Annotated in this window: 23 protein-coding genes and 1 pseudogene; 22 read left to right on the forward strand and 2 right to left on the reverse strand. The window is 47.6% G+C overall.

The annotated features are described in order from the left end of the window. Positions 1–51 precede the first annotated feature (51 nt). The 3 genes from QF049_RS01060 to QF049_RS01070 all read left to right on the forward strand — a co-directional run bounded on the left by QF049_RS01060 (position 52) and on the right by QF049_RS01070 (position 5,509). Positions 52–1,236: an exonuclease SbcCD subunit D gene (locus QF049_RS01060; RefSeq protein WP_150364949.1), complete on the forward strand. Its 1,185-nt coding sequence runs from the start codon at positions 52–54 to the stop codon at positions 1,234–1,236. Next, the gene (locus QF049_RS01065) at positions 1,233–4,652 is read left to right on the forward strand and encodes an AAA family ATPase (protein ID WP_307534245.1); all 3,420 of its coding nucleotides are present in this window, start codon (positions 1,233–1,235) and stop codon (positions 4,650–4,652) included. The genes QF049_RS01060 and QF049_RS01065 overlap by 4 nt, the downstream gene beginning before the upstream one ends. A 512-nt stretch (positions 4,653–5,164) precedes the next feature. Further along, a complete protein-coding gene (locus QF049_RS01070) occupies positions 5,165–5,509 on the forward strand; it encodes a hypothetical protein (RefSeq protein ID WP_036674796.1) in 345 nt (114 codons plus the stop codon). A 762-nt stretch (positions 5,510–6,271) separates the two neighbouring features. Here QF049_RS01070 and QF049_RS01075 read toward each other — a convergent pair. Both QF049_RS01075 and QF049_RS01080 read right to left on the reverse strand, forming a co-directional pair. Beyond that, positions 6,272–7,403 (reverse strand): annotated as a pseudogene (locus QF049_RS01075) (bifunctional cystathionine gamma-lyase/homocysteine desulfhydrase). 1 nt (position 7,404) lies between these two features. After that, positions 7,405–8,328 carry a PLP-dependent cysteine synthase family protein gene (locus QF049_RS01080; protein WP_307534247.1) on the reverse strand — a complete coding sequence of 308 codons (924 nt, stop codon included), beginning with the start codon at positions 8,326–8,328 and terminating at the stop codon, positions 7,405–7,407. A gap of 247 nt (positions 8,329–8,575) precedes the next feature. On the opposite strand from QF049_RS01080, the gene QF049_RS01085 reads away from it, so the two are divergent. From QF049_RS01085 to QF049_RS01175, 19 genes are all read left to right on the forward strand, one after another. Further along, a complete protein-coding gene (locus QF049_RS01085; RefSeq protein ID WP_017687236.1) occupies positions 8,576–8,935 on the forward strand; it encodes a histidine triad nucleotide-binding protein in 360 nt (119 codons plus the stop codon). Between the two features lie 232 nt (positions 8,936–9,167). Then, entirely contained in the window at positions 9,168–9,341 is a 174-nt protein-coding gene (rpsU, locus tag QF049_RS01090) for a 30S ribosomal protein S21 (RefSeq protein ID WP_005547957.1), read from the forward strand. A 15-nt stretch (positions 9,342–9,356) separates the two neighbouring features. Then, positions 9,357–9,800, forward strand: coding sequence for a GatB/YqeY domain-containing protein (locus QF049_RS01095; protein WP_017687237.1), 444 nt, complete (start codon positions 9,357–9,359; stop codon positions 9,798–9,800). 282 nt (positions 9,801–10,082) lie between these two features. After that, entirely contained in the window at positions 10,083–11,405 is a 1,323-nt protein-coding gene (locus QF049_RS01100) for an NfeD family protein (protein ID WP_307543048.1), read from the forward strand. A gap of 159 nt (positions 11,406–11,564) precedes the next feature. Beyond that, on the forward strand, positions 11,565–12,575 hold the full coding sequence (gene floA / locus QF049_RS01105; protein ID WP_307534251.1) for a flotillin-like protein FloA: 1,011 nt from the start codon (positions 11,565–11,567) through the stop codon (positions 12,573–12,575). A 13-nt stretch (positions 12,576–12,588) separates the two neighbouring features. After that, a complete protein-coding gene (locus QF049_RS01110; RefSeq protein ID WP_307534253.1) occupies positions 12,589–13,197 on the forward strand; it encodes a hypothetical protein in 609 nt (202 codons plus the stop codon). A 181-nt stretch (positions 13,198–13,378) separates the two neighbouring features. Further along, positions 13,379–13,672 carry a sporulation protein YqfC gene (yqfC, locus tag QF049_RS01115; protein WP_017687241.1) on the forward strand — a complete coding sequence of 98 codons (294 nt, stop codon included), beginning with the start codon at positions 13,379–13,381 and terminating at the stop codon, positions 13,670–13,672. Next, on the forward strand, positions 13,669–14,862 hold the full coding sequence (yqfD, locus tag QF049_RS01120) for a sporulation protein YqfD (protein ID WP_124115980.1): 1,194 nt from the start codon (positions 13,669–13,671) through the stop codon (positions 14,860–14,862). Before yqfC ends, yqfD begins: the two co-directional genes overlap by 4 nt. A gap of 6 nt (positions 14,863–14,868) precedes the next feature. Then, positions 14,869–15,840, forward strand: coding sequence for a PhoH family protein (locus tag QF049_RS01125; protein WP_017687243.1), 972 nt, complete (start codon positions 14,869–14,871; stop codon positions 15,838–15,840). Between the two features lie 16 nt (positions 15,841–15,856). Then, positions 15,857–18,106, forward strand: a complete 2,250-nt coding sequence (locus QF049_RS01130; protein WP_036674803.1) for an HD family phosphohydrolase — start codon at positions 15,857–15,859, stop codon at positions 18,104–18,106. A 29-nt stretch (positions 18,107–18,135) separates the two neighbouring features. Further along, complete coding sequence (gene ybeY / locus QF049_RS01135) at positions 18,136–18,633, forward strand: rRNA maturation RNase YbeY (RefSeq protein ID WP_036674804.1); 498 nt, start codon at positions 18,136–18,138, stop codon at positions 18,631–18,633. Continuing rightward, the gene (locus QF049_RS01140; RefSeq protein ID WP_017687246.1) at positions 18,633–19,004 is read left to right on the forward strand and encodes a diacylglycerol kinase family protein; all 372 of its coding nucleotides are present in this window, start codon (positions 18,633–18,635) and stop codon (positions 19,002–19,004) included. Before ybeY ends, QF049_RS01140 begins: the two co-directional genes overlap by 1 nt. 302 nt (positions 19,005–19,306) lie before the next feature. Then, positions 19,307–19,720 (forward strand): cytidine deaminase, encoded by a 414-nt coding sequence (locus tag QF049_RS01145; protein ID WP_307543050.1) that lies wholly within the window; start codon positions 19,307–19,309, stop codon positions 19,718–19,720. A 37-nt stretch (positions 19,721–19,757) separates the two neighbouring features. Further along, positions 19,758–20,657: a GTPase Era gene (era, locus tag QF049_RS01150; RefSeq protein ID WP_062835494.1), complete on the forward strand. Its 900-nt coding sequence runs from the start codon at positions 19,758–19,760 to the stop codon at positions 20,655–20,657. 104 nt (positions 20,658–20,761) lie between these two features. Next, positions 20,762–20,902: a YqzL family protein gene (locus QF049_RS01155; protein ID WP_074095877.1), complete on the forward strand. Its 141-nt coding sequence runs from the start codon at positions 20,762–20,764 to the stop codon at positions 20,900–20,902. A 33-nt stretch (positions 20,903–20,935) separates the two neighbouring features. Beyond that, on the forward strand, positions 20,936–21,688 hold the full coding sequence (gene recO, locus QF049_RS01160; protein ID WP_047843778.1) for a DNA repair protein RecO: 753 nt from the start codon (positions 20,936–20,938) through the stop codon (positions 21,686–21,688). A gap of 410 nt (positions 21,689–22,098) precedes the next feature. Next, positions 22,099–22,986, forward strand: coding sequence for a glycine--tRNA ligase subunit alpha (glyQ, locus tag QF049_RS01165; protein ID WP_307534257.1), 888 nt, complete (start codon positions 22,099–22,101; stop codon positions 22,984–22,986). Beyond that, on the forward strand, positions 22,979–25,054 hold the full coding sequence (glyS, locus tag QF049_RS01170; RefSeq protein WP_307534259.1) for a glycine--tRNA ligase subunit beta: 2,076 nt from the start codon (positions 22,979–22,981) through the stop codon (positions 25,052–25,054). The genes glyQ and glyS overlap by 8 nt, the downstream gene beginning before the upstream one ends. A 208-nt stretch (positions 25,055–25,262) precedes the next feature. Further along, positions 25,263–25,751: a YaiI/YqxD family protein gene (locus tag QF049_RS01175; RefSeq protein WP_047843776.1), complete on the forward strand. Its 489-nt coding sequence runs from the start codon at positions 25,263–25,265 to the stop codon at positions 25,749–25,751. Positions 25,752–25,763: the final 12 nt, after the last annotated feature.

Raw genomic sequence — 25,763 nt, forward strand, 5'->3', positions numbered from 1 at the left:
GATCGGAATTTAAAACCATGGATTTCATATGGGAGAGGGGTGGAACGGACGATGCGTATTTTGCATACAGGGGACTGGCATTTGGGAAAAACGCTGGAAGGACGAAGCCGACTGCGTGAACAGGAAGATTTCGTTGATGAACTCGTCAGGTTGGCTGATGAGCAGCAGGCGGATGCCATATTGATGGCCGGAGATGTATATGATTCGGTGAATCCTCCCGCAGCGGCGGAACAACTTTTTTATGAAGCGGCAGCGCGTCTGACGGAGCATGGAAGACCCCTCGTGGTGATTGCAGGAAATCATGATCAGCCAGAGCGTGTGGCTTCTGTGACTCCGCTTGTGAACAGACAGGGCATCACACTCGTAGGGATGCCTACTTCAGAAGCGGTGACTATCCATGCAAAGCGAACTGGAGAAATTGCACAGATTGCCGCATTACCTTATCCTTCTGAAGCCAGATTGAATGAACTGCTGACAACAGATGGGGACGAAAATGTGCTTCGTCAGGCATACAGTCACCGTGTGGGGATGTTAATGCAGCGTCTGGCAGCTTCTTTTCGCCCGGATACCGTGAACTTGGCCATGAGTCATATCTATGTGCTCGGCGGTCTTGAGAGTGATTCGGAACGTCCGATTCAGATCGGTGGGGCCTACACGGTGGACCCTTCGTCTTTATCGACTGGTGCGCAATACACGGCGCTTGGGCATCTTCATCGTGCACAGGCTGTCAAAGGAGACGGTGTGATTCGATATAGCGGCTCTCCGCTGGCTTACAGCTTCTCGGAAGCAGGGCAGAGCAAGTCTGTCACGATGGTTGATCTGGCACCGGGCGGAGCTGCACAGGTAGAGGAAGTTTTGTTAACGTCCGGGCGTCCGCTTGTGCGTTGGCAGGCCCGTGGTGGTCTGGCAGAAGTATATCGCTGGCTGGATGAGGGACGTGATCCACAGGCTTTTATCGACATGGAAGTTTGGCTGGACGAGGCGATGTCCCTGAAGGAGATTCAGCAGCTGCGAAAATCACATGAAGGTATCATTCATATTCGCCCGGTGTATCCCGAAATGGCTGCAGCAGGGCTTTTGGAACAACGATCCGAGCTGCCGGTCCACGAACTGTTCCGTAAATTTTATCAGCGTCAGACGGGTGGTGCACAGCCGGAAGACAGCCTGGTACAGCTTTTCCTGGAACTTGTGGATGAAGACGAGCCAGGTGTGCGTGAGGAGGTCGAGGAAAGATGAAGCCAATTCTATTAAAAGTTGCCGGACTGCAAAGTTATCGGGAGATGCAGGAGATTGATTTTACCGTGCTGACGGAGACGGGACTATTCGGTATTTTCGGTCCAACGGGTAGTGGTAAATCTTCCTTGCTCGATGCCATCACACTCGCCATGTACGGAAAAGTGGAACGTGCGGTGAATGGGACGCAAGGTATTATGAACCATGCAGAGGATTCGTTGTCGGTTGCTTTTACATTTGAACTGATGTCGGCAGAGGGGACTCGAAGATTTCGTGTAGAGCGACGTTTCAAACGAAATAATGAAGTGTCGGTGAGTAACACGATCAGCAAATTCATAGAGACGGTTAATGGCGAAGAACAGGTACTTGCCGACAAATTGGCAGATGTGAATCGCTGCGTTGAAGATGTGATCGGTTTGAAGATGGATGATTTTACACGGGCAGTGGTGCTTCCGCAAGGGAAGTTTGCCGAGTTTTTGTCACTCAAAGGCAGTGAACGTCGCCAGATGCTGCAACGATTATTCCATCTGGAGAAGTATGGCGATCAGCTAGCCATCAAATTAAGCCGGCGGGTCAAGGATAATGATATGGTTCACCAATCTCTTGCTGCGGAGCAACAGGGACTGGGCAATGCCAGTAAGGAGACGCTGGAAGAAACGAAACGTCTTCTTCAAACCGCTGTTCAGCAGTCTGAATTGTCCCGCAAAGCGCTGGATGAAGCTGCAAAGGAAGCTGAACAACTGGGCAAAATCCGTGAGTTAAGTAACGAACGGCAGGCCCGGATGGATGAACAGCAGAAGCTGAAAGCACTGGAACCACAGATAGAGGCAGGCGAACAACGGCTGAAACAATCCGTTGCGGCAGATGCAATACTGCCTGCGTTGCAGACGGTTCGAGATGCCAAGGCTACACAGAAGCAACGGCAGGATACCGCCGAGACAGCTCATCAGCAAGCACTGGAACATGAGCGTCTGGCTGTTCAGGAAGCGGAGAAGGCTGAGACGGCACGCAAGCAAATGACAGAGGAAGAACCGAAACTTTTGCTGCGCCTGGAGCAACTCGAACAAGCGAAAGAGCTGCAACGTGAACGAGACGGGCTTCAGGCTGATTGCTCACGCCTCGTGCAGCTTCTGGAAAAGGGGCAAAGCGAACAGACTGCACTTGGACAGCAGCTTGAGAAAGAAAAGGAGCTGCAGCAGCGCGGGCGCAAACGGCGTGAGGAACTACAGGAGAGCCTCAAGCCAAATGAAGTGAAGTCAGAGGAACGCAGGCAACTTCAAGCTGCGCTTGAACTGAAACATCGTGTGGATACTGCCGCGGAGCAGTTGCAGCAAAATAAGGCTGACATGCAAGCCTATAAGCAGTCGGCAGAACAGGGAGCCGACAAGCTGAAGGCGGCGGCTGAGGAAGAAAAACGCCTGAGTGATCAGCGTCAGCATCTGGTAGAACAGGCGTCAGCAGGTCTTGAGGCCTTGCTTGCTTGTGAGCAGGACATCAGCCGCGAACAGAGCCTGCTGGTCCTTGCGGAGGAACAGCTGCGTGGCACGATGCGGGAGCAGGAGCTGCACCGGCTGTCCTCCGCCTTGCGCGCCGAGCTGCGTGACGGCGAGCCATGCCCGGTGTGCGGCTCGCCGCATCACCCACTCCCGGCTGCGCCGCCGGGAGAAGGTCCGCACGCAGGCGATGCGGACCTGGAACTGCTGCGCAGCCTGCACGCGGAGCTGCAGGAGCTGCGCTTTGGGCTGCGCCAACAGCTGCACGAACGTCGCAGCCTGCTGACGCAGCTTGGCGCTGCGGCCGGCGAAGCTCCTGCCGCAGCCGAGGCCGCGCCTGCGGCAGCGGAGCCCGAGCCCGCCGGGTCGCCCGAACACGGGCGCTCCCCGGCAGGCTGGGCATCGCGTGCCGCGGCGCTGCGCGAAGCCGCGCAGGCGCTGGCTACCGCAGCAGCGCCGCTCCAGGCCGAAGCCGCCGCGTTGCAGCAGGCGGCTGTGGGCGCGCAGCAGCGCCGCATGGAAGCGGCAGCTGCGCAGGAGGCCGGCCGTGCCGGGCTCGCCCAGGCGGAGCGCAAGCTGGCCGAAAGCGAGGCCGCTGCGGCTGCCTTGCAGGGCCGCTGGGCCGCGGAACTGCCGGGCATCGCTCAGGAGGAGGCCAAGGCCCTCTATCAGGCGATGCAGGAGCGCGATGCACGCGCCGAAGACATCAAGGAACGTCTGAACAAAAGCGTGACGTTCCTTGAGGAAAAAGACCAAATCATTCAATCTCTCCAGCAGAAGCTGGTTGAATTGGACAAACAACTGATTCAGTGGCAAACGGAGTGGCAGGGCAATAGCAAACAGCTGGCCGAGAAGGAAGAACGCTTGCGCCAATGGGTCGGAGAGAAGCGGGTAGAAGATCTGATTGCTGCGGCTCAGGCTCGTCTGGATGGACTGCGGAAAGCAGCTACGGATTCTGCACAACGCTTCAAAGAAGCGGACACGCTGAAACAGGAGTCAGCCAAGAAAGACGTCATGGCTCAGCAGGCAGCCGTCTCGGCCGCAGAACATTTGCAACAAGCACAGGAACGGTGGAAGCAATTGCTGGAACAATCCCCGTTTGACTCGGATGATGCTGTTGTGTCTGCGGCAATTCCTTCCCACGAAGCCGAGCGACTGGCAGGAGAGATCCAGCAACACCGTGAACGTGAGCGTGAACTGGCATCCCAGTTACGTGAATTGGAACAAAAGCTGGGTGGTGCTGTCGTATCAGAGGAACAGTGGTTAGCCTGCACCGAACGTTTGCAGCAGGTCCGAATTGAGGACGAGGCTGCCCTTCGTGCCAAAGCACGTGCAGAACGTGATCTGGAGGATGTGGAGCAGCGACATGTTCGCTGGACCGAACTTGAGAACAAGCGGGTGGAGGTAAGCCGTCAAGGTGAACTGCTCAGCAAATTGCAATCCGCGTTCAGAGGCAATGCTTTTGTCGAGTATATTGCCGAAGAACAGCTGATGCAGGTTAGTCATGCGGCATCTCAGCGTCTGCGCTTCCTAACCAAACAGCGTTATTCACTGGAGGTGGATTCCGGCGGTGGTTTTGTAATCTGTGATGATGCCAACGGGGGGGTCAAACGACCGGTATCAACGTTGTCAGGTGGCGAGACGTTTTTGACTTCGTTGTCACTGGCCTTGGCACTGTCGGCCCAGATTCAGCTGCGAGGTCAGTACCCACTTCAATTCTTCTTCCTGGATGAAGGGTTTGGTACCCTTGACCCTGAACTGTTGGATACCGTCATTACGTCTCTGGAAAAATTGCATGACGACCGTTTGGCTGTCGGTGTAATCAGTCACGTGCCTGAACTGCGTGCACGTTTGCCGCGCAAGCTTGTGGTGATCCCGGCAGGTGAGGCTGGAAACGGCTCACGGGTGGTCTTGGAGACCCTGTAGAGGGAAACGTGTATGATGTATATCCGCTTACAATCCGGGCTTGGACCAGAATGCTGAAAATATAGTGCGGATGTATGTTTGTCTGGAGAAGTGACCTGTTACGGCTTGAACGGCAGGACGTGGAGAAAAGAGGGAGGCATTACGCTTCTCTCTACCCCAAGTCTCAGCAATATAAATGATAGAAGCTCTTATAGTCCAAGCAACTGAATATTACCGAATTGATATTGTAAAAATATTTCTTTTCTTGCTTTTATAACTTAGCGGAGTGAGTTACATCACAGATACAGGTTCATCCCGCTGTTATACTACAGTTAAGCCGACAAACTTTATTTTAGTACCCCGGCGGACATCTGATCAGGACGTTTCCTGAATAGATGTCCGCGCAGCAGCCTTCCAAGGAAGCCGCTCACGGGGTGCTTCTTTTTTGTGTTTTCTCGTCAGTAGTGTCAATTCGCCCAGTTCTGAATACCATGAAAAGGTGATCAAGAGCAGAATCAGGGAGGCGTTGGCAAGTGGAAAAAGTGGAAGCGAAGAAAATATGCAAGGAACACATGCACCGTTATGTATGTGTACAGATGAATGACGGTATGCACTACGATGGCATTATGGAAAATGTGGATGACGAAATGATTTACCTGGCTGTTCCGGTTGGGCCGGAAGCCATGGTGAATCATGCGAACTGGGCTCCAAATGCAATGCCTGGAGCAAACTATCCGATAGGTCATACTCGCGGATTTTATCCAGGTTACGGCTACCCTACGCCTTATCCGTATTATGGTTATGGCCGTAGACGTTTTAACCGACTGGTGCTCCCGTTATTTGCGCTTACAGCGTTAACCCTTTTACCGTACTATTGAAATTAAAAAAACAGGCATAACTGCAAGTGACACATTCTTATGTACCCTATGGGCATCCGATGAAAATCCTCGAAAATAACTAGCTGAGGATGGATGTTTCATTCATGGTACCGTACAGCATGAGATAGAGAGGTCTTATCACATACGCAGTCTCAGCCTGATGTATCAGTCCTTGCAATACAACGGGCAACATACGAACAACCAAAAGGTCATGCCTGTGCAGAAGTGAACTTCTGTAAGGCATGACCTTTTTTTGAACCTAACTAGTGTAAGGTCGATGATGAACGGATGGCACAACGAGTGTATTTAAACCTGCTTAAAGCAGAAGCGGGCCTTAACGTGTCCGCAGCAGAGGCGTACCGCATCCTGAATATGCGAGAATGTGCCTATGTGTGAGCAAACATTAAGAAACCGCAAAGTTTAATTCTCCATTCCGATAAAAAGCTTCGCTTCTGGTGGAATCGATGCTGTTCTCTTGCCCACGGTTGGAGGAGCAGAGCATGATGTGAGCGCTGACGAATCTGAGGCATCTTATTCAAGCCTTTGAAGCACCCGCAGAATTTTAAGGAATCTGAGACACGTTATAACCGAATAAAGAGCCGCTTTCAGCATTTTTTTGAGGTTTTTTCGGGAAATAACGTGCCTGATGTTCCTTATAATTTCAAATGTGGGTCTGAACGCCAAATAAGATGCCCTGTGTTCCTTAGAAAATCGTCGACTACCCATTCGCGAGTATCAGCCAGCGTGGACTTCAAAATGCCCTCAACTTAATGCAGATTTCAAATCCTCAAGTAAATCTTCAACATCCTCGATCCCAACGGAGATACGAATCAAACCATCCGTGATCCCCAATTCTTGCCGACGTTCATAGGGAATGGAAGCATGTGTCATTCGGGCAGGTACAGAAATTAAACTTTCCACCGCGCCTAGACTTTCAGCCAATGTGAAATAACGGACTTTGCTTAATACTTCATCTACTTTTTCAGCACTTCCTACATCAAAGGAAACCATACCGCCATATCCTCTCGCTTGCATGGAAGCGAGCTTATGCTGTGGATGGTCGGGCAACCCGGGATAATAGACTTTGCTCACTGTTGGATGCTGATTCAGAAATGTCACAAGCTGCTCTGTATTGCGTTCTTGCGCTTCCATCCGCAGTCCCAATGTTTTAAGACCTCGCATTAACAACCAGGAATCCATAGGTCCCAGGACTGCGCCAATTGCATTTTGAATAAAATGCAGATCTTCACCAAATTGCTCGCTGTTGACAACCGCAAGTCCTGCCACGACATCACTATGACCACCGATATATTTTGTTGCAGAATGCAGTACAATATCTGCCCCCAGAGCTAGCGGGGTTTGCCAGTAAGGCGTACTAAACGTGTTATCCACGATGAACAACAATTCATGTTGTTTTGACCATTTCGCTACAGCAGCAATATCGGTGACCTTGAGTAACGGATTGGTAGGTGTTTCTACATAAATGGCCTTTGTATTGGATTGCAAAGCCTGCTCCAGTGCTTGTAGTGAAGTGGTACCTACAAAGGTAGTCTCGATCCCCAGACGATTCAGCACCTTGGTGAAAATGCGATAGGTCCCGCCGTATACATCATCCGTCAGAATGACGTGATCTCCAGTTTTTAACAGAGACAGTACAGTGTGAATTGCAGCCATTCCTGAACTAAAAGCAAAACCTCGAACGCCATCCTCCAGCTCTTTAATGACTTCTTCCAACGCATGACGGGTAGGGTTGCCTGTACGTGAATACTCGTATCCTTTGTGTACGCCAACCGATTCTTGCTCATACGTGCTTACTTGATAAAGGTACACTCACCGCTCCAGTGTGTGGATCACCAACAATACCTGCATGAATCAGCTTGGTTTTTGGTCTCATTTCATTGTCCTCCATTATAGATATTTTGGCTTAAATACCGTTCGCTGCTATCCGGGAAAATAACGACGATGTTACTTCCGGGAGCTGCGTGAACAGCTTCGTTTAATGCGGCTTGCATAGCTGCACCTGAGGAACTTCCTACCAGTAAGCCTTCCAACAAGGCCAGATCCTTGACCCGCTCAAAGGCATCTTCATCTGAGATCGTATGAATGGCATTAAAGTAACTCACATCCATAAAAGAAGATAACGTTTCGCCCCCTATTCCTTCTGTACAATGTGGTCCCGATGGACCTCCTGCCAGAATCGAACCTTCGGGTTCTACGATACATGTTTTAATTAACGAATTTTGCTCCTTCAAATAGCGAGATACTCCCATGAAAGTTCCGCCAGACCCGGCTCCGGCGACATATACATCCACCTGCCCGTTCAGATCACGCCAAATCTCAGGGCCCAGATGTTCATAATGTGCGAGTGGGTTATCCGCATTGGAGAACTGACCTGGAATATACGAACCCGGTATCTCTTTCGCCAGCGATTCCGCCTTACGTATGGCACCAGTGATACCTTCTGATGTGGGTGTGTTCACGACCGTAGCACCAAGGGCTTTCATCAACTGCTGCTTCTCAACGCTGAACTTCTGAGGTACTGTGAAAATGACCTTTAAATTCAGGCCTACAGCCGCCATTGCAAGACCAATTCCTGTATTGCCTGCGGTAGCTTCAATCACTGTTCCACCTGGCTTAACATCTCCTCGTGCCAAGGCCTGCTCCAATAAAAACTTGCCGATCCGGTCTTTCACACTTCCTCCAGGATTCATGAATTCCAGTTTGGCGAAAAGGCCGATTCCTTCCGGTAATGGATAACGAGTTAATTCAAGCAGAGGTGTATTACCTATAAGTTCCTGTACAAGTTGATAAACGGTCAAATTAACCAATCTCCTTTTGTGTGTCATTAACCATACATATTTGTTTACTCGGGAAAAGTGCGTGATAAAACCATATTTCGATAAAATGGCTTGGTATACATCCAATGTTGTATAGTGTTCGGCCCGATGATAGATGGAGAGTTGACCTAGAATACCTGGTTGTGTGTCTAAAGATTGGACGTGGGTTTTTACTTTTAGTATGATAGAAGGGAATACATACACTGGAATACAAAGGAGGGTATGAACTATGGATTGCTTATTTTGCAAAATTGTAGAGGGCACCATTCCCTCCAATAAAGTACTAGAGAATGACCATGTTATCGTTTTTCATGACATCCAGCCCGCTGCACCGACGCATGTTCTTGTCATTCCGAAGAAACATATTGCTTCCATGAATGAAGTTACTGCAGAAGATCTGCCATTGATCGGCGAGATTCATCTGGCTGCTCAAGAAGCGGCGAAGCGTCTTGGCGTGGAGGAAACAGGATATCGCTTGATCAACAATTGTGGTAAGGATGGAGAACAAACCGTTCATCATCTGCATTACCATTTGTTGGGTGGTACCAGACTTGGTGTGTTGACAAGTCTGTCCGATTCTCACAAATAAACGAGCTAATGGGTACTAATATTGAGGATTTAGTCATATGCATTAAATCCACGAATGTGTGACCAAATGCTTATATAATGAATTCATTTCATAATACCTTTGAGTTATAAAATGGATTCAAATAAGTGATCATTACATTGAGGTTGACACCTTTATTACCTTTCGCCTATAATGAAAGATGATGAACCGTGTTATTGCTCTTGGACGGTCTGGTCGGAGGGAGGGAAAACTGGTGTCTGAAACTAAAGTTCGCAAAAACGAGACTATTGATGCTGCACTTCGTCGTTTTAAACGCTCCATCGCTAAAGATGGCGTATTGGCTGAGGTGAAGAAACGTAAGCATTATGAGAAGCCAAGCGTAAAGCGCAAGAAAAAGTCCGAGGCTGCTCGTAAGAGAAAGTTTTAGGAGGATTTTAACTACATGAATCTTAGCGAACGATTGAACGAAGATATGAAGCAAGCGATGAAGAGTAAGGACAAGTTCAGACTCTCCAACATTCGGTTGATTCGTTCGACGATCAAGAATCTTGAAATAGATTTGAAAAGAGATTTGGATGACAACGAAGTGCTTGATATCCTGAGTCGTGAAATCAAACAGCGCAAAGATGCCCTCCAAGAATTTGACAAAGCGGGCCGTGAAGATCTCGCGGCAAATGCAAAAGCGGAAATTGAAGTACTCATCCAGTACCTTCCCACACAGCTTACCGAAGAAGAAATTAAAGTTATTGTACAGCAGACCATCCAGGAAACCGGTGCTTCTTCGAAAGCCGAGATGGGGAAAGTCATGGCGGCCCTTATGCCGAAAGTTAAAGGCAAAGCGGACGGCAAACTGGTAAATCAAGCAGTTCAACAATTTCTGCAATAAAGCAAATCAATAAACACCTTCTGACTTGTCAGGAGGTGTTTTTTCCATTTATCAAAAGGCATGATGTCCTTGTTATAACGAAATTTCTTTTTAATGGTTAATATATATTATTATGGATTTTCATTCTTGCAATTGATCGAGTTTTCAAATATAATTTTAAGATTTTGAAACGAAATGTTGCATTGCACGTAATAAATACCATAAGCTGGACAGTATAACATTAATGGAAAAGGGGGGACTATTGTGAAGGGAAAGCGCCGGAAGAAGCTTACGGGGCCATTGATGCTCTTAATGCTGCTGACGCTGTTGCTTCCTGTCTGGATTGGATCACCGTCAGCGCATGCAGCTGAGAAGAGTGGCGCCGTATATATTATTCCGGTTGATAAACCAATCGAGCAGGGACTTGGCAAGTTCATGGAACGCGGGTTCAAACAAGCAGAAGAGATGAATGCTGGCCTGATCGTTCTTGATATCAATACGCCGGGAGGCCGTGTCGACACTGCAGAAGCATTGGGTACCCTGATCAAGGACAGTCCGATTGAGACTGTTGCATTTGTTCGTGGAGATGCTGCTTCAGCCGGGAGTTTTCTGGCTCTGAATGCAGATAAGATCGTAATGTCACCAGGCAGTATGATTGGTGCGGCAGCAATGGTGGACAGTACGGGTAAACATGTTGATGATCCAAAGCTTGTTGCATTCTGGAAAAGCAAAATGCAGGGAGCGGCAGAAATCAGTGGTCGTGATGGCAAGATTGCAGCTGGAATGACTGATGTTAACATGGTTGTGGAAATGCCAGAGATCAATAAAACCAAGCAAAAAGGTGAAATTATTGCTCTCTCGGCTGAAGAAGCACTGAAAGTTGGTTATGCTGACCACATCAGCAACACACCGGAAGAAGCGGCAACGTGGCTCGGTTACAGCCAGGATGATGTATTTAAGGTAGAACGGACGACAGCAGAGAACATCTCATCCTTTCTTACCAATCCGGTTGTCATGACCATATTGTTGTTCCTCGGAATCGCAGGTGTGGCCATTGAATTGATCGTTCCTGGGTTTGGAGTACCTGGTATTGTCGGTATTGTATGTTTTGTCCTGTATTTCTCAGGAAATTACGTTGCCGGTTTTGCAGGAGCAGAGACGTGGGTATTGTTCACTGTTGGACTCATCTTGATGATTCTGGAGATGTTCATACCAAGCATGGGTATTTTGGGTATTCTGGGATCAGTTGCGCTTGTTGCAGGTGTTGTGAGGGCTGCTTATGATACGAGTGATGCATTCGTTTCCTTGGGTATCGCTTTCGGAGCCGCATTGGTAGTGATTGCAATTATCGCAGTACTGTTTAAAGATCGAGGGATATGGAATCGATTCATACTGAGTGACAGTCTGTCAGCTGAGCGTGGATACTCATCCGCTACCGAGCGTAAAGAGTTGATTGGACTGCAAGGTATTAGTCTCACACCACTTCGACCTTCTGGAACAGCGATGTTTGAAGGAGAAAGAATTGATGTTGTAACAGATGGTGATTTCATTCCGGTTGACACCCCGATTATTGTGATTAAAGCGGAAGGTACCCGGATTGTGGTTCAGCAAGCATTACCGGTGTAAACCCGCTCTGTTGTCGAAGTGCTTAATACTTCGGCAATGTACATAACCCTTCTGCGAAACTGATAGCAGAAGGGGATCAATTTTCAACTCAAGCAGAATCTTATAATTCTGTTATGATGTGTTTTTACAAATCGAAGCAAAAATGGAGGAATTTTCACTATGGAACCAACCATGATTACGGTTTTGCTCATTGCGGTAGTTGCCATTATCGTATTGAGCGTATTCTTCAGCTTTTTCCCGGTAATGTTGTGGATCTCGGCAATTGCATCCGGTGTGCGTGTTAGTATTATTACATTGGTCGCGATGAGACTCAGACGTGTAACACCTAGTCGGATCGTAAATCCGATGATTAAAGCAACTAAAGCAGGTATTCAATTGTCGATGAACCAACTGGAAAGTCACTTCCTGGCCGGGGGTAACGTTGACCGTGTGGTTAACGCTCTGATTGCTGCCCAGCGTGCAAACATTCCACTCGAATTTGAACGTGCTGCTGCGATTGACCTTGCTGGTCGTGACGTATTGCAGGCGGTTCAAATGAGTGTTAACCCGCGTGTTATCGAAACGCCTGTTGTTTCTGCAGTAGCAAAGGATGGTATTGAAGTCAATGTTCGAGCAAGAATTACCGTTCGTGCAAACATTGATCGACTCGTTGGTGGTGCTGGTGAAGAAACGATTATTGCTCGTGTAGGTGAAGGTATCGTAAGTACGAACGGTTCGGCAGAAACTCATAAAGTGGTTTTGGAAAATCCGGATCTGATCTCTCGTACAGTCTTGTCCAAAGGACTGGATTCTGGAACGGCCTTTGAGATCCTGTCCATTGATATTGCGGACGTGGATATCGGTAAAAATATTGGTGCCTTCCTGCAAACTGAGCAGGCAGAAGCTGACAAGCGTATTGCTCAGGCGAAAGCAGAAGAGCGTCGTGCGATGGCTGTAGCTCAGGAACAAGAGATGAAAGCGCGCGTAGTGGAAATGAGAGCGCGTGTTGTTGAGTCTGAATCCGAAGTGCCGCTCGCCATGGCTGAGGCTTTACGTAGTGGTAAGATTGGTGTCATGGATTACATGAACTTGAAAAATATTGAAGCAGATACTCAAATGCGTAATACATTGGGAAAACCTGTTGAAGGTTCGAGTTCCAACGATCAGGGTGATTCCAAAAACGGAAGATAGGCGGTGAGTGCATATGGGCCTATTTGAATGGATTTTTGATAATCTGTATATTGTAGCCGTTATCGGCTTTATGCTTTTCTCCTTTTTGGGGAAAGCGGCCAAATCGGCTGATCCGAACAAAAAGCGCCCTGGCAACGGGATGCCAACCTTCGGAGGCAGTGGTGATTCAGATCGGTCCGACCGTTCACCAGCGCAGACCTCAAGGCAGCAACCTGCCCCGACCGAGACTGCAGGTGGAACTCGTTACGATGAACCGTATGAGAATCCGTATGATGAAGACCGGTATGAGAACCCGTATAATGAAGAACGTTATGAAAGTGAACAGCATGATGATCGTTATGATCAACCATATTCGGAGCCTGCTGCTTCTTCTCGCACAAGCTCGCTTGAGCAACAAATGAAAGAAGTGGAACGACAGGAGCGTTTGATTCAAGAGAGATTAAATCGCTTCTCTTCTGCAAATAAACCTGTTGTGTCTGATTCCAGTTGGGATATACCGAGCACCGATGAATCGGGAGCATCTCCGCTTCGCCCTGCCGATATTCGTACAGGTGTGTTGTGGGCAGAAGTACTGGGTCCTCCTCGTTCCAAACAGCCGTTTGGTACAAGAGGGAAACTGTAAACAAGTCTTCATAATGAACAGAAAATAAAGCCGTCTCTGGTGCGCAGAAAGCCGCCAGAGACGGCTTTTTCTGTGTTCCTTGCTTTTTTCTCAACATTCGTACCTAACACGACCCGGAATTTTCATAAATTCATGAATCTGCGCATAAGTTGAACTGTAGAGGAAGGGGGAAGACCTTCGAATGACCCGGATCAGCCGCAAGCTGCGCAGATGGACCAGTGAGGTGTTGGATCTGCCGCAGGATGTGCTTTATGATATGCCACGGTTAACCCTGATCGGCAGTAAGCAATTGTATATAGAGAATCATCGCGGTGTCATCCATTTCACACCGGATCGCATCGTGCTCGCTCTTTCCCAAGGCCAGTTGGAGATCAAAGGAACTGCCTTGGTGATACGTAACATTTTGCCGGATGAAGTAGCTGTTGAAGGAACGATTCTGGATATTCATATGAATGGAGTGGAGGGGAACGGATGAAGCAGCCCAGTCTGTATAAACTGCGGGGAGCAGTCCGAATCACGGTCACTGGGGGAGACATTGAAACATTGATCAACACGGTGGCAGAGCAGGGACTGGAAGTGTGGAACCTGCGTGCTCACGATGGACGCGTGGCAGAGATGAACATTCTGCTGCCGCATTTTTTCAGGTTGCGTCCTGTGTTGAAACGGACAGGCTGCAGGGTGAAAGTAACCCATCGCAGTGGTTTCCCTTTTTTTGCAGCTCGATTATTACGTAGGAAGTTCTTTCTTGGAGGGATGTTGTTTTTTGTCGCAGCTTTGTTTACATTGTCGTCCATGGTATGGGATGTGGAGGTCAAGGGTAACGTCACCATTCCTACGGACGAGGTGCTCGCAGCAGCGAAGAAAGAAGGGATATATCCTTTCCAATGGGGGTTCCGTTTGCAAAGCCAAGACAAGCTCTCTAGGCAGCTTGCACTCGCTCTGCCGGATGTAACCTGGATTGGCGTGAGCAAAGAGGGGACAACCATTACCATTCAGGTCGTAGAATCGGCGCAACCCAAGCGCGAACCATTACTGAACCCTAGACATCTGATTAGCAAGTCAGATGCTGTTGTCACTCAAATCTATGCGGAGCAGGGACGCCCTGTAGTTCAGAAGGACATGCGTGTCAAAAAGGGTCAGGTATTGATCTCGGGGATTCTCGGGGATGAGGAGAACACCAAAACCATCGTTGCCAAAGGTGAAGTTCGTGGTCTGGTGTGGCGTGAGTATCAGGTAGAGGTTCCACTGGTGCAAAAACATAATACAATGACAGGTGAAAGCAAAGAACGTTTTTACATGGTGCTGGGGAATTGGGCGATCCAGCTGTGGGGGTACGGAAGTACACCATTCAGTTCATTTGATACAGAAAGTAATCATAAACCATTGACGTGGCGATCCTTTACACTCCCTATGGGTTGGCTGACAGAGAAAGATCTGGAGACCCGAGAGCATGAGCAACAACAGACGATAGAATGGGCCAGAACAAAAGGATTGGAAGGAGCAAGGAACGATATTATCGCCAAAAACGGCAAAGGCACAAAAATTATAAGTGAAAAAATTTTGCATGAGAAGAAAGAGAATGGTAAAGTTTATATGAAAGTCTTATTTGAAGTAGAAGAAAGCATTGCGGAAGAACTTCCGCTAGTCCATAGTCAAGGAGAATGAGGATATTTGTCAGAGCAAACACGCAGCATACAAATCTCGCTCCAGAGTGCGGGAGAGGGCCAATCTCTTTTTGGACCCCAAGATACTTTTCTTAAACTGATTGAATCCGAGATTCCCGCCCAGATTGCATCCCGTGAAGCGGAGATTGTGATTTTTGGCAACGCACAGCAGGTGGAATCGCTTGAACAATTATTTGATGTGTTACTGCAATTGATACGCAATGGATATGTGTTAACTGAAAGAGATGTGAAGTATGCGATTGAACTTGCCAAGGATATGCGGGCAGACCAGCTATTGGATCTGTTCAAGGGCGAGATTACAACGACATACCGAGGTAAACCAATCCGTGTTAAAACCATTGGACAGAAGCACTATGTAACTACAATTAAAAAACGTGATATTGTATTTGGCATTGGTCCTGCCGGTACGGGTAAAACCTACCTTGCAGTTGTACTGGCTGTTGCCGCAATTAAAGAAGGCAGCGTGAAGCGAATTGTACTCACACGGCCTGCTGTTGAAGCGGGCGAGAGTCTTGGGTTTTTGCCAGGGGATCTTCAGGAGAAGGTAGACCCGTATCTGAGACCACTGTACGATGCCCTGTATGACGTTATGGGACAGGAACAGACCGCTAAGGCACTGGAACGTGGGTTAATCGAAATTGCACCACTTGCCTACATGCGGGGGCGTACGCTGGATGACTCCTTCATCATTCTCGATGAAGCACAGAACACAACACCGGAACAGATGAAGATGTTTCTGACCCGTCTTGGTTTTGGCTCCAAAATGGTCATCACCGGAGACGTGACACAGATTGATTTACCGCGTGGTAAGAAATCCGGGCTTGTGGAAGCGAATACGATCTTAAACGAAGTTAACGAGATTGGATTTGTCTATTTTGCCGAGCAAGATGTTGTACGGCATTCCCTTGTCCAGAAAATTATCGTGGCTTACAACCACGCCGCAGAAAATCAAGCATAGAAAGGGATTGTCTAAAGTGACCTCGAAGGAACCGTCAAAAGGCAAATCTTTTCAGAATAAGGCTACAGGATGGAAGTATAGCGTGTGGGCACGCTATCTTCTGTTTTTGTTTCTGGTGATTCTTTTCTACGTGAGTCTGGCTTCCAAGCTGCTCCCTGAGCGGTATGATATTCAGGAAGGTACACGGAGTGAAGTGGATATTGCTGCGCCCATGCAGATTCCGAATAACAAGGCCACACTCAAAGCACAGGAAGAAGCTGCTGAACGGGTACAGCCCATATTTCAGATTGTCCAGTTGCGAAACGAAAATTTGATGACTACCCTGCTTGATCGTGTAGATCGATTAAATCAGGATGATCAGATTTCAAGTCAGGACAAGATTGATATTTATCGGGATGAAATTCCGCAGCGTCAGAAGGATTTTGTGACCAACTATATCAATAATAATCGGAAAGCCGGTACATACTCCGAGACTCTTTTGGAAGAGATCAGAAATGTGGTACAGGAGCAAAGCTACCGTATTCCTGAAGAAACTTACATCAAAATCTCGCGTCTGACATCGGATGATATCCAGGAGATGAAACCGGTTGCGAGGGATATTGTTGCCCGGTTAATGACGGATCAGATCAGCGATGCAACCACTGCCCGTGCCAAAGTAGCTGAGATGGTGAGTGTCAGCTCTCTTGGTAAGCGTACGCAACGTGAGGTCGTGCAAGAGCTTGCTCGCCTCGTGGTGACCGCTAACCGCTTCTACGATGAAGAGGGAACCAAGGAAGCGAAAGTTCAGGCGCGTGAGAACACGCAAACCGTCTTTATCAAGCAAGGGGACACATTAGTTGCCAAGGGTGAGATGATCACACCGGAGATGTATACTTTGCTGGATGAAAATGATTTGCTGAAAAATGAAGTGAACTACTGGCCGCAGCTTGGACTTCTTATGTTTTCCTGCCTGTTGTCGGCAGCAATTCTGATGTACATTCAGCAAGGCAGCGGAACGCATTTCAAATATAATAATGCGCAGCTGTTGATGCTTGTTCTCATTTTTATTATTACGATTGTAGTTATGCATGTGACGGCGATTATTCAAACCAATGAGAGGTCGTATGTGGGCTTCCTCGCACCTGTTGCGGTAGGGGCAATGTTAATTGCGCTGCTGCTGGATACGTCGCTTGCCTTTGTATGTTCGATATTGATCGGTATGTTGTCCAGCATCATTTTGAATACCCATCAGGGTCAGCTTTTTGACTTCGAATTAGGTTTCTTTGCTGTATTGGTTTCATTTGTTGCGATCTTTGCAACTCATAAGGCTAGCCAGCGATCAACGATCCTGAAAGGAGCCATTATGGTCTGTCTGTTCGGGTCCATAGCCGTCTTCACCTTGGCTTTGATTGACTCGGGCGATTGGAATCGAACCACGACACTGTATGGCGTTGGGTTTGCATTTGCTGGTGGCGTACTGACAGCGATTTTGGTTATTGGGCTGATGCCATTTTTTGAAACTTCATTTGGCATCTTATCAGCGCTCAAACTGGTAGAACTGTCTAATCCGAACCATCCGCTTCTACGCAAGTTGCTGACAGAGACACCGGGTACCTATCATCACAGTGTTATGGTAGGCAATCTGTCCGAAGCAGCAGCAGAAGCCATAGGAGCTAACGGATTGCTCTGCCGAGTGGGTTCGTATTATCATGATATTGGCAAGACGAAGCGCCCCATCTATTTTATTGAAAATCAGAACAATATGGAGAATCCGCATGATTCAATTGATCCGAAACTGAGCAAATCCATTATCGTTGCCCATGCGCGCGATGGGGTGGAAATGCAGAAGGATTACAAGCTGCCCAGACCTATTCGGGATATTGCGGAACAGCATCACGGCACGACATTTCTCCACTATTTCTATCACAAAGCACTGCGCCAGGCTGAAGAAGCAGGCGTTGAGCCTGATTTCACGGAAGAAGATTTCCGTTACCCTGGGCCGAAGGCTCAGTCCAAGGAATCGGCTATTGTTGGCATTGCTGATAGTGTGGAGGCTGCTGTGAGATCTTTGCGCAAACCGACCGTGGAGCAAGTGGAGTCCATGATTGAGAAGATTATTAAAGGACGATTGGACGATCATCAATTCAATGATTGTGACCTTACGATGCGTGAACTGGATATCGTCGCCAGAACATTGAAGGAAACGGTGATGGGTATCTTCCACTCCAGGATAGAATATCCGGAGGAGATTAAGAAACCAAAGCCGACTTCACCCGAAGCAGGCTAATAATATGAGTAGACAGGAGTTATGAAGGAATGAGTCTTAATCTGGCATGGAATAATGAACAACAGGATAAAGAAATTACAGAACCGATGATTGCAATGCTGGAACAGTTGCTGAATCTCGCCGGAGAAGCGGAAGGTGTTGCAGACGGGGAAGTGGCTCTGACTTTTGTGAACGATGAGCAGATCCATGAGTTGAACCGTGATTATCGCGGCATTGACCGTCCTACGGATGTGCTGTCTTTTGCGATGAACGAAACGGTTGATGAAGAGCTCGATATTATCTATGAGCTGGACGAAGATGAAGAAATGGAAGAAATGCCGGATGTTCTTGGAGACATCATCATTTCCGTACCACGGACCATCCTGCAAAGTGAAGAGTATGGACACTCATTTGAACGTGAACTTGGTTTTCTGTTTGTCCATGGTTTCTTGCACCTGCTCGGATACGACCATCAGGATGAAGCAAGTGAGGCTGAAATGATGGGCAAACAAGAAGCGGTATTGGCCCAGGCCGGGTTGACACGATAATGAAAAGGCGCTCCTGGGGTCTGGTATTCCGCAATGCTGCGGAAGGAATCGCATATGGGTTGCGGACTCAGCGTAATGTGAGAGTTCACACGGGAGTGGCTATTTTGATGTGTGTAGCCGGCTTTTTTTTCAGAATCTCAAGAACGGATTGGATGTTTGTGCTGACCGCTGTCTTTTTGGTCCTGGTGACTGAATTGATGAACACGGCTGTAGAGGCAGCGGTTGACTTGGCACACCCCCATATCCATCCGCTGGCAAAAGCGGCAAAGGATACCGCGGCCGGGGCAGTTCTTCTGGCTGCGGTATTCGCCGTCATCATCGGTTGTATCGTTTTCATTAAGCCGGTGATGAGCTGGCTAGGTTTGTACTGATTTTGTTTTGATTTTGATTCGTTTTGTGATTTTAATACTACACAACTTTATAAAGTTAGACCTTGTTTAAGTTGAACTTGTAGACGTTACACGATAACGAAGAGGACAGAAATAAACCTGTAGAAGCGAAGCGTTCGCCTTTATCACCGGATTTTCACTTTGAAAAAGTGGATCAAAAAATCTGGGGATAACAGCGATCGAAGGGTTATTCTGGACTCGGAGTGGCTAGTGTAAAATTGGCTTTGGTTGAACTTAATTCGTAGGTACTAACTTTATATTGCACCCTAAGGGAGAGAATAATGATGGATAACGGTTTGTTAATGCAAGAAGCAATTAAGGCACGTACGAAGGCGTATACGCCTTACTCCCATTTTGGTGTAGGCGCGGCTTTGCTTGACAGTGAAGGGCATGTGCATCATGGTTGTAATATTGAGAATGCTGCGTATACACCAGGTAACTGTGCTGAGCGTACGGCGATGTTCAGTGCCATTGCAGGTGGGAAGAAGCCTCGCAGCTTCAAAGCGATTGCCATTGTGGGCGACACGGATGGTCCGATTGCTCCATGCGGTGTATGTCGTCAGGTGATGTACGAACTGTGTGAACCGGATATGAAAGTTATCTTGGGGAACATGAAAGGTGATCTGCAAGAGACCACCGTTGCTGAACTGTTACCTTGGGCTTTTGGGCCTTCTGATCTGAATTCTGCCAAAAAATAAACCAATATTCCAGGCCTAGGCGCCTGAGGAGGAACATATGAAAAAACAAGCATTTAAATCCGGTTTTGTAGCCATTATTGGACGTCCAAACGTAGGTAAATCCACACTGATGAACCAGGTTATCGGACAGAAAATTGCGATTATGTCGGACAAGCCACAAACCACACGTAATAAAATTCATGGTGTGTATACATCCGAACATCAGCAAATCGTATTCCTGGACACGCCGGGGATTCACAAACGTCAATCCAAACTTGGCGATTACATGAACCAGACTGCTCTGAACACACTTGGAGAAGTAGAAGCAGCGCTGTTCCTGATTGATGCATCGGAAGGCATGGGTGGCGGTGACCGTTATATTGCGGAACAGTTGAAAAATATTCGTACGCCTGTCATTCTTGTCATGAATAAAATTGACAAAATTGAGCCGGAAGCGCTGCTGCCCCTTATTGAGGAGTATCGCAAACTGCATGATTTCGCTGAAATCGTGCCTGTATCTGCCATGCTCGGCAGCAATGTAAGCACACTATTGGAACAACTCGGCAAGTATTTGCCAGAAGGTCCGCAGTACTATCCTGATGACCAGGTTACTGACCATCCGGAGCAGTTTGTATGCGCAGAGTTGATCCGTGAGAAAATTTTGCAGATGACTCGTGAAGAAGTGCCACACTCCATTGCTGTAACGATTGAGGATATGAAAGTACAAGATAACGGTGTTGTTTATATTTCAGCTGTCATTTTTGTTGAACGGGATTCGCAAAAAGGGATCATTATCGGGAAGCAGGGTGCCCTTCTGAAAGAAGTAGGTAAACGAGCTCGACACGATATTCAGAACTTGCTTGGCTCCAAAATTTTCATGGACCTGTGGGTTAAAGTGAAAAAAGACTGGAGAAATCAGGATAGAGTTCTGCGTGACCTCGGCTTTGGCCGCGACTGATCGTCGGAATTGTATCCAGTAATTGCAACACATAGTTTACCTTGCAAGACTCCATCCTATTTGGTAGATGCAGACGTCATTTCCGAAGAGAGGATGAAATTCCGATGCGAGATTTTTCGTGGAAGGTTTTTGCGATGACGGGGGATGTAGAGTCCTATTTGTTATATACCGAGGCGTGTAACTCGTTAGGACAGGAGTCGGATAATGCAAGGGAAGTGATTGAAGATGAAGAAGCCGAAGGATAACTGGCTGATTCGGGAATGGTTAGGTGACGAGGCATGCTATACAGGGTGGAAGGGATTGTCATCCGCAGCATGGACTACGGCGAAGGGAACAAAATCATTACGCTTTGCACCGAAAGCGGCGGGAAAGTAGGGGTACTCGTCCGCGGTGCCAAAAAGCCCAAGAGCCGACATGCTGCACTGGTGCAGCCGTTTACGTATGGTCAATATGTATATTTTCGCAATACAGGTCTAGGCACACTGAACGCTGGAGAAATTGTTGAATCTTATCATGAGTTGCGTGAAGATCTGGTCAAGGCCTCATATGCTTCTTATGCGTGTGAACTATTGGATCGGGTGCTTCAGGATGAAGAGACAGGTACATTTTGGTTCAAACAGTTAAAGGCGTGTTTGCAGGCGTTGAAGGAAGAGAAAGATCCGGTTGTTATTACAAGTCTGTACGAAATGAAAATATTACAGGCATCCGGATATGGTCCACAGTTCGATGAGTGCATCTCCTGCAACCAGGAGCGACCAGATGAGCAGTTGTTCATAAGTCCCAGACTTGGTGGCGTCTTGTGTCGAGCATGCAAACATTTCGATCCTCCTGCGATGTCCGTAAGTCCAAAGGCTCTGAAGTTGTTGCGTTTGTTCGCGCAGTTGGATCTGCAGCGCTTGGGGAATATATCAGTGAGTGAGTCTACCCGTGATGAGATCAAAAAGTTGATGCGTGCTTTTATGGATCATCAGCTTGGTCTGAATCTTAAATCCCGTTCTTTCCTCGATCAGATGGAGAAGTACGGGATTTGAGGCGTTTTGGTGGAAGTGAAACTATATCTTGACTTCATACTAGATTTTATATATTATGAAATATAATTTCTCTTTATGAGACATGCATTGAACGAGAAAGTAAAAGACTGGATTTATTGCATTTATGGAGACAAGTCTTTGTATAACACTTGGTAATCATGAATGAGCGAGCCGGGGATGGTGGGAGCCTGGCTGAATCGGTCTTTGAAACGGCACTCGGGAGCATGAATGGACACGGAAAAGTGGGCTGGAACGAACAGGATCATTCTGTTTGATCTAAGCCAAGTAGGGTGGAACCGCGGGAATAGCTCTCGTCCCTACGTCTGTACAACAGGCGTAGGACGGGGGCTATTTATTGTTGTCTTCACCGTCCTAAGCTTGCTAACAAACCATTGAAAAGGAGCATGATTATGAATTTTCAGCAGATGATTCTAACGCTGCAACAATTCTGGGCCGAGCATAACTGTATTATTGTCCAGCCATACGATACGGAAAAAGGGGCAGGTACGATGAACCCGATGACCTTTTTGCGCTCGCTTGGACCCGAACCTTGGAAAGTAGCCTATGTGGAGCCTTCCCGTCGTCCTTCGGACGGACGTTATGGTGAGAACCCTAACCGGCTGTACCAGCATCATCAGTTCCAGGTAATCATCAAGCCTTCACCGGACAATATTCAGGAAATTTACCTGGAAAGTCTAAAGCGTCTGGGCATTGATCCGCTCAAACATGATATTCGGTTTGTTGAAGATAACTGGGAGAATCCTTCCCTTGGTTGTGCAGGTCTTGGTTGGGAAGTATGGTTGGACGGAATGGAAATTACGCAATTTACGTATTTCCAACAGGTTGGTGGAATCGAGACAAATCCGGTAGCTGTTGAAATTACGTATGGTATGGAGCGTTTGGCTTCTTACATTCAGGATAAAGAGAATGTGTTTGATCTGGAATGGGTGGAAGGTATCACTTATGGTGATGTATTCCGTCAGCCAGAATTCGAACACTCTAAATATACGTTTGAAGTATCTGATGTCAAAATGCTGTTTACACTCTTCAACATGCATGAAGAAGAAGCAAACAAGGCCATGGCGCAGCATCTGGTATTCCCGGCATATGACTATGTGCTGAAATGTTCCCACACATTCAACTTGTTGGATGCACGTGGAGCTATCAGTGTAACGGAACGTACGGGTTACATCACACGTGTCCGTAATCTGGCTCGCCAAGTCGCTGCAACATATATGGAAGAGCGTGAGAAGCTAGGCTTCCCGCTGATCAAGAAAGGGGGAGCCGACCATGTCTAAGGATCTGTTGTTTGAAATCGGGCTGGAAGAAGTACCTGCACGCTTTATGCGCGCAGCAATCGCACAGCTGCAAGAGCGTGTCGTGAAATGGCTTGACGCATCCCGCATTGCTTATGTTGAAGTGAATGCATACGCTACACCGCGCCGTCTGGCTGTTTTGATTCAAAATGTGGCTGAAAAACAGGAAGATATCGAGGAAGAAGTGAAAGGTCCTTCACGCAAAATTGCCCTGGACGACAGTGGCAATTGGAGCAAGGCTGCACTCGGATTCGCCCGCAGTCAAGGTGTTGAACCCGACCAGTTCACGTTCAAGGAACTGAACGGTGTCGAATATATCTATGCAACGAAGAGCAGCAAAGGTGTGGAAACGGCTTCTGTGGTTGGCGAAGGATTACTTTCTGTATTACATGCCATGACGTTCCCGAAATTCATGCGTTGGGCTTCCTATGATTTCAAATTTGTACGTCCAATCCGCTGGATTGTGGCTATGCTCGGCAGTGATGTTATCGATCTGGAAGTGACAGGTGTTAAATCGGGTAATGTAACTCGCGGACATCGTTTCCTCGGTAAGGAGGCCGTGATCTCCACTCCGTCTTCATACGTGGAAGTGCTGCGTGCAGAACATGTCATTGCTGATATTCAGGAACGTGAACAGATGATTGTATCCCAGATTCAGGCACTGGCTGCTGAGAAAAAATGGGATATCGCGATTAAGGAAGACTTGCTGGAGGAAGTCCTGTTCCTGGTGGAAACACCTACCGTATTGTTCGGGACATTTGACTCCTCATTCTTGAATATTCCACAAGAAGTATTGATTACTTCCATGCGTGAGCATCAGCGTTATTTCCCTGTACTGGACAATGAAGGACAATTGTTGCCATTCTTCGTGACGGTACGTAACGGTGGAAGTGATTCACTGGACGTTATTGCCAAAGGGAATGAAAAAGTTCTGCGTGCACGTCTGTCTGATGCCAAGTTCTTCTATGAGGAAGATCAGAAGCTACAGATTAAGGATGCATTGTCGAAGCTGGAAAGCATCGTCTTCCAGGAAGAATTGGGAACGGTTGGAGATAAAGTGCGCCGTATTCGCAAGATTGCCGATGGACTTGCTGCCAAACTGCAAGTGTCCGGTGATGTTGCCGAATCCGTTAGCCGCTCAGCAGATATCTGCAAATTCGATCTGGTGACACTGATGGTGGGTGAATTCCCGGAACTGCAAGGTGTGATGGGTGAGGATTACGCTCGTAAAGCCGGCGAAAAAGAAGAAGTGGCCAAAGCGGTATTTGAACACTATCAGCCACGTTTCGCTGGAGATCAATCCCCTGCTTCTCTTGTTGGTGCCATTGTGAGTGCAGCGGACAAAATGGATACAATCGTGGGTTGTTTCTCCATCAACATTATTCCAACGGGTTCTCAGGATCCGTACGCGCTGCGCCGTCAGGCTGCAGGTATTGTACAGATTTTGCTGGATCACAAGCTTCCGCTGACATTGTCAGACGTGTTTGGAGTAGCACTTCAAGTACATGCCCAGATGAACCTGTTGAAACGTGCAGATGAAGAGGTTCGTAAAGATCTGCAAGACTTCTTTGGTCTTCGTGTGAAAAAATTGTTGTCAGAAACCGTCCGCTACGACGTAGTGGATGCCGTAATTTCTTCCGGATTCGATGATATCAGCGCTGTGGTACCAAAAGGTGAAGCGTTGATGGCGGCTGTTCTGACAGGAGACGCATTCAAAACAACGGTTGAATCGTTCAACCGTGTGGGTAATCTGGCTGCCAAAGCATCCAATGCTTCCGTACATCCAGAACTGTTCACAGAAGATGGAGAACGTCAGCTACATGAGGCATGGAGCAAAACGAATGCAGAATATCGTCAGGCGTTGACTCAGCATCATGCTGCTGAAGCACTGGCTATTGCATCTGCCTGGAAGGATGGTATTACCTCATTCTTCGATTCGGTTATGGTTATGGCTGAAGATGAAGCTGTTCGGGCGAATCGACTTGCCCTGCTCGCGGCTATTGATCGTGACTTGAAAGGATTTGCTGATTTTTCCAAGTTGGTTTGGTAATTGGACTTATTTCATGAGTCCTTTTCCACAGACTTTGCGCAAAGCTAAAATTCAGTATTAAAGAAGGATATATGAGGGTATAAATATACGGAACGGGTTGTGAAATGTATTTTTTACAACCGCTCCGTATTTTAGCCTTTGATTTCCCTTGTTGTGCCAGAAGGATTTTGCCTGGCCGGGGTCGTATATAACAATATGCAGCTATTTTATGAAACCGGGTGGTCTGGGTTTGAGTGAGTTAAATATACGTCACATTGTTGTGGATGGTGATGCTTGCCCGGTCAAAACCGAGATTGCGCAAACCGCTCGCCTTTTCAACATCCCCGTATTGTTAGTCTCTTCATTTGATCATTTGCTTCAAGGAGGAGAAGGGGTACGAACCGTGCAAGTGGATCGCAGTGATCAGAGCGCAGACCTGTATATTGCTAATCATATTAAGCCATATGATGTGGTTATCACTCAGGACTATGGACTTGCGGCACTTGCGCTCGGCAAACGTTGTTATGTTTTATCCTTTCGTGGTCGTGAGTTCAACGATCGTGACATTGATTTCATGTTGGATTCTCGTCATACTGCGGCCAAAGCACGAAAAAGAGGCCATTACGGGAAAGGCCCAAAGCCTTTCACAGAGCAGGATCGAGAAATGTTTCAACATAAACTGACAAAACTTTTAAAAGATTTGCAGGAGAATGTGTAAGTTTATCGAATT

The organism is Paenibacillus sp. W4I10, from assembly GCF_030816325.1.
Taxonomy (GTDB): domain Bacteria; phylum Bacillota; class Bacilli; order Paenibacillales; family Paenibacillaceae; genus Paenibacillus; species Paenibacillus amylolyticus_B.

Bases quoted from the DNA above. Each gene is read 5' to 3' on its own strand.
- QF049_RS01065 (WP_307534245.1), top strand. From the start codon at position 1,233: ATGAAGCCAATTCTATTAAAAGTTGCCGGACTGCAAAGTTATCGGGAG.
- QF049_RS01155 (WP_074095877.1), top strand. From the start codon at position 20,762: ATGCGAGATTTTTCGTGGAAGGTTTTTGCGATGACGGGGGATGTAGAG.
- QF049_RS01095 (WP_017687237.1), top strand. From the start codon at position 9,357: ATGAATCTTAGCGAACGATTGAACGAAGATATGAAGCAAGCGATGAAG.
- glyS (WP_307534259.1), top strand. From the start codon at position 22,979: ATGTCTAAGGATCTGTTGTTTGAAATCGGGCTGGAAGAAGTACCTGCA.
- ybeY (WP_036674804.1), top strand. From the start codon at position 18,136: ATGAGTCTTAATCTGGCATGGAATAATGAACAACAGGATAAAGAAATT.
- QF049_RS01175 (WP_047843776.1), top strand. From the start codon at position 25,263: ATGAAACCGGGTGGTCTGGGTTTGAGTGAGTTAAATATACGTCACATT.
- QF049_RS01085 (WP_017687236.1), top strand. From the start codon at position 8,576: ATGGATTGCTTATTTTGCAAAATTGTAGAGGGCACCATTCCCTCCAAT.
- yqfD (WP_124115980.1), top strand. From the start codon at position 13,669: ATGAAGCAGCCCAGTCTGTATAAACTGCGGGGAGCAGTCCGAATCACG.
- QF049_RS01100 (WP_307543048.1), top strand. From the start codon at position 10,083: ATGCTCTTAATGCTGCTGACGCTGTTGCTTCCTGTCTGGATTGGATCA.
- yqfC (WP_017687241.1), top strand. From the start codon at position 13,379: ATGACCCGGATCAGCCGCAAGCTGCGCAGATGGACCAGTGAGGTGTTG.
- glyQ (WP_307534257.1), top strand. From the start codon at position 22,099: ATGAATTTTCAGCAGATGATTCTAACGCTGCAACAATTCTGGGCCGAG.
- QF049_RS01110 (WP_307534253.1), top strand. From the start codon at position 12,589: ATGGGCCTATTTGAATGGATTTTTGATAATCTGTATATTGTAGCCGTT.
- recO (WP_047843778.1), top strand. From the start codon at position 20,936: ATGCTATACAGGGTGGAAGGGATTGTCATCCGCAGCATGGACTACGGC.
- floA (WP_307534251.1), top strand. From the start codon at position 11,565: ATGGAACCAACCATGATTACGGTTTTGCTCATTGCGGTAGTTGCCATT.
- QF049_RS01060 (WP_150364949.1), top strand. From the start codon at position 52: ATGCGTATTTTGCATACAGGGGACTGGCATTTGGGAAAAACGCTGGAA.
- QF049_RS01140 (WP_017687246.1), top strand. From the start codon at position 18,633: ATGAAAAGGCGCTCCTGGGGTCTGGTATTCCGCAATGCTGCGGAAGGA.
- era (WP_062835494.1), top strand. From the start codon at position 19,758: ATGAAAAAACAAGCATTTAAATCCGGTTTTGTAGCCATTATTGGACGT.
- QF049_RS01145 (WP_307543050.1), top strand. From the start codon at position 19,307: ATGGATAACGGTTTGTTAATGCAAGAAGCAATTAAGGCACGTACGAAG.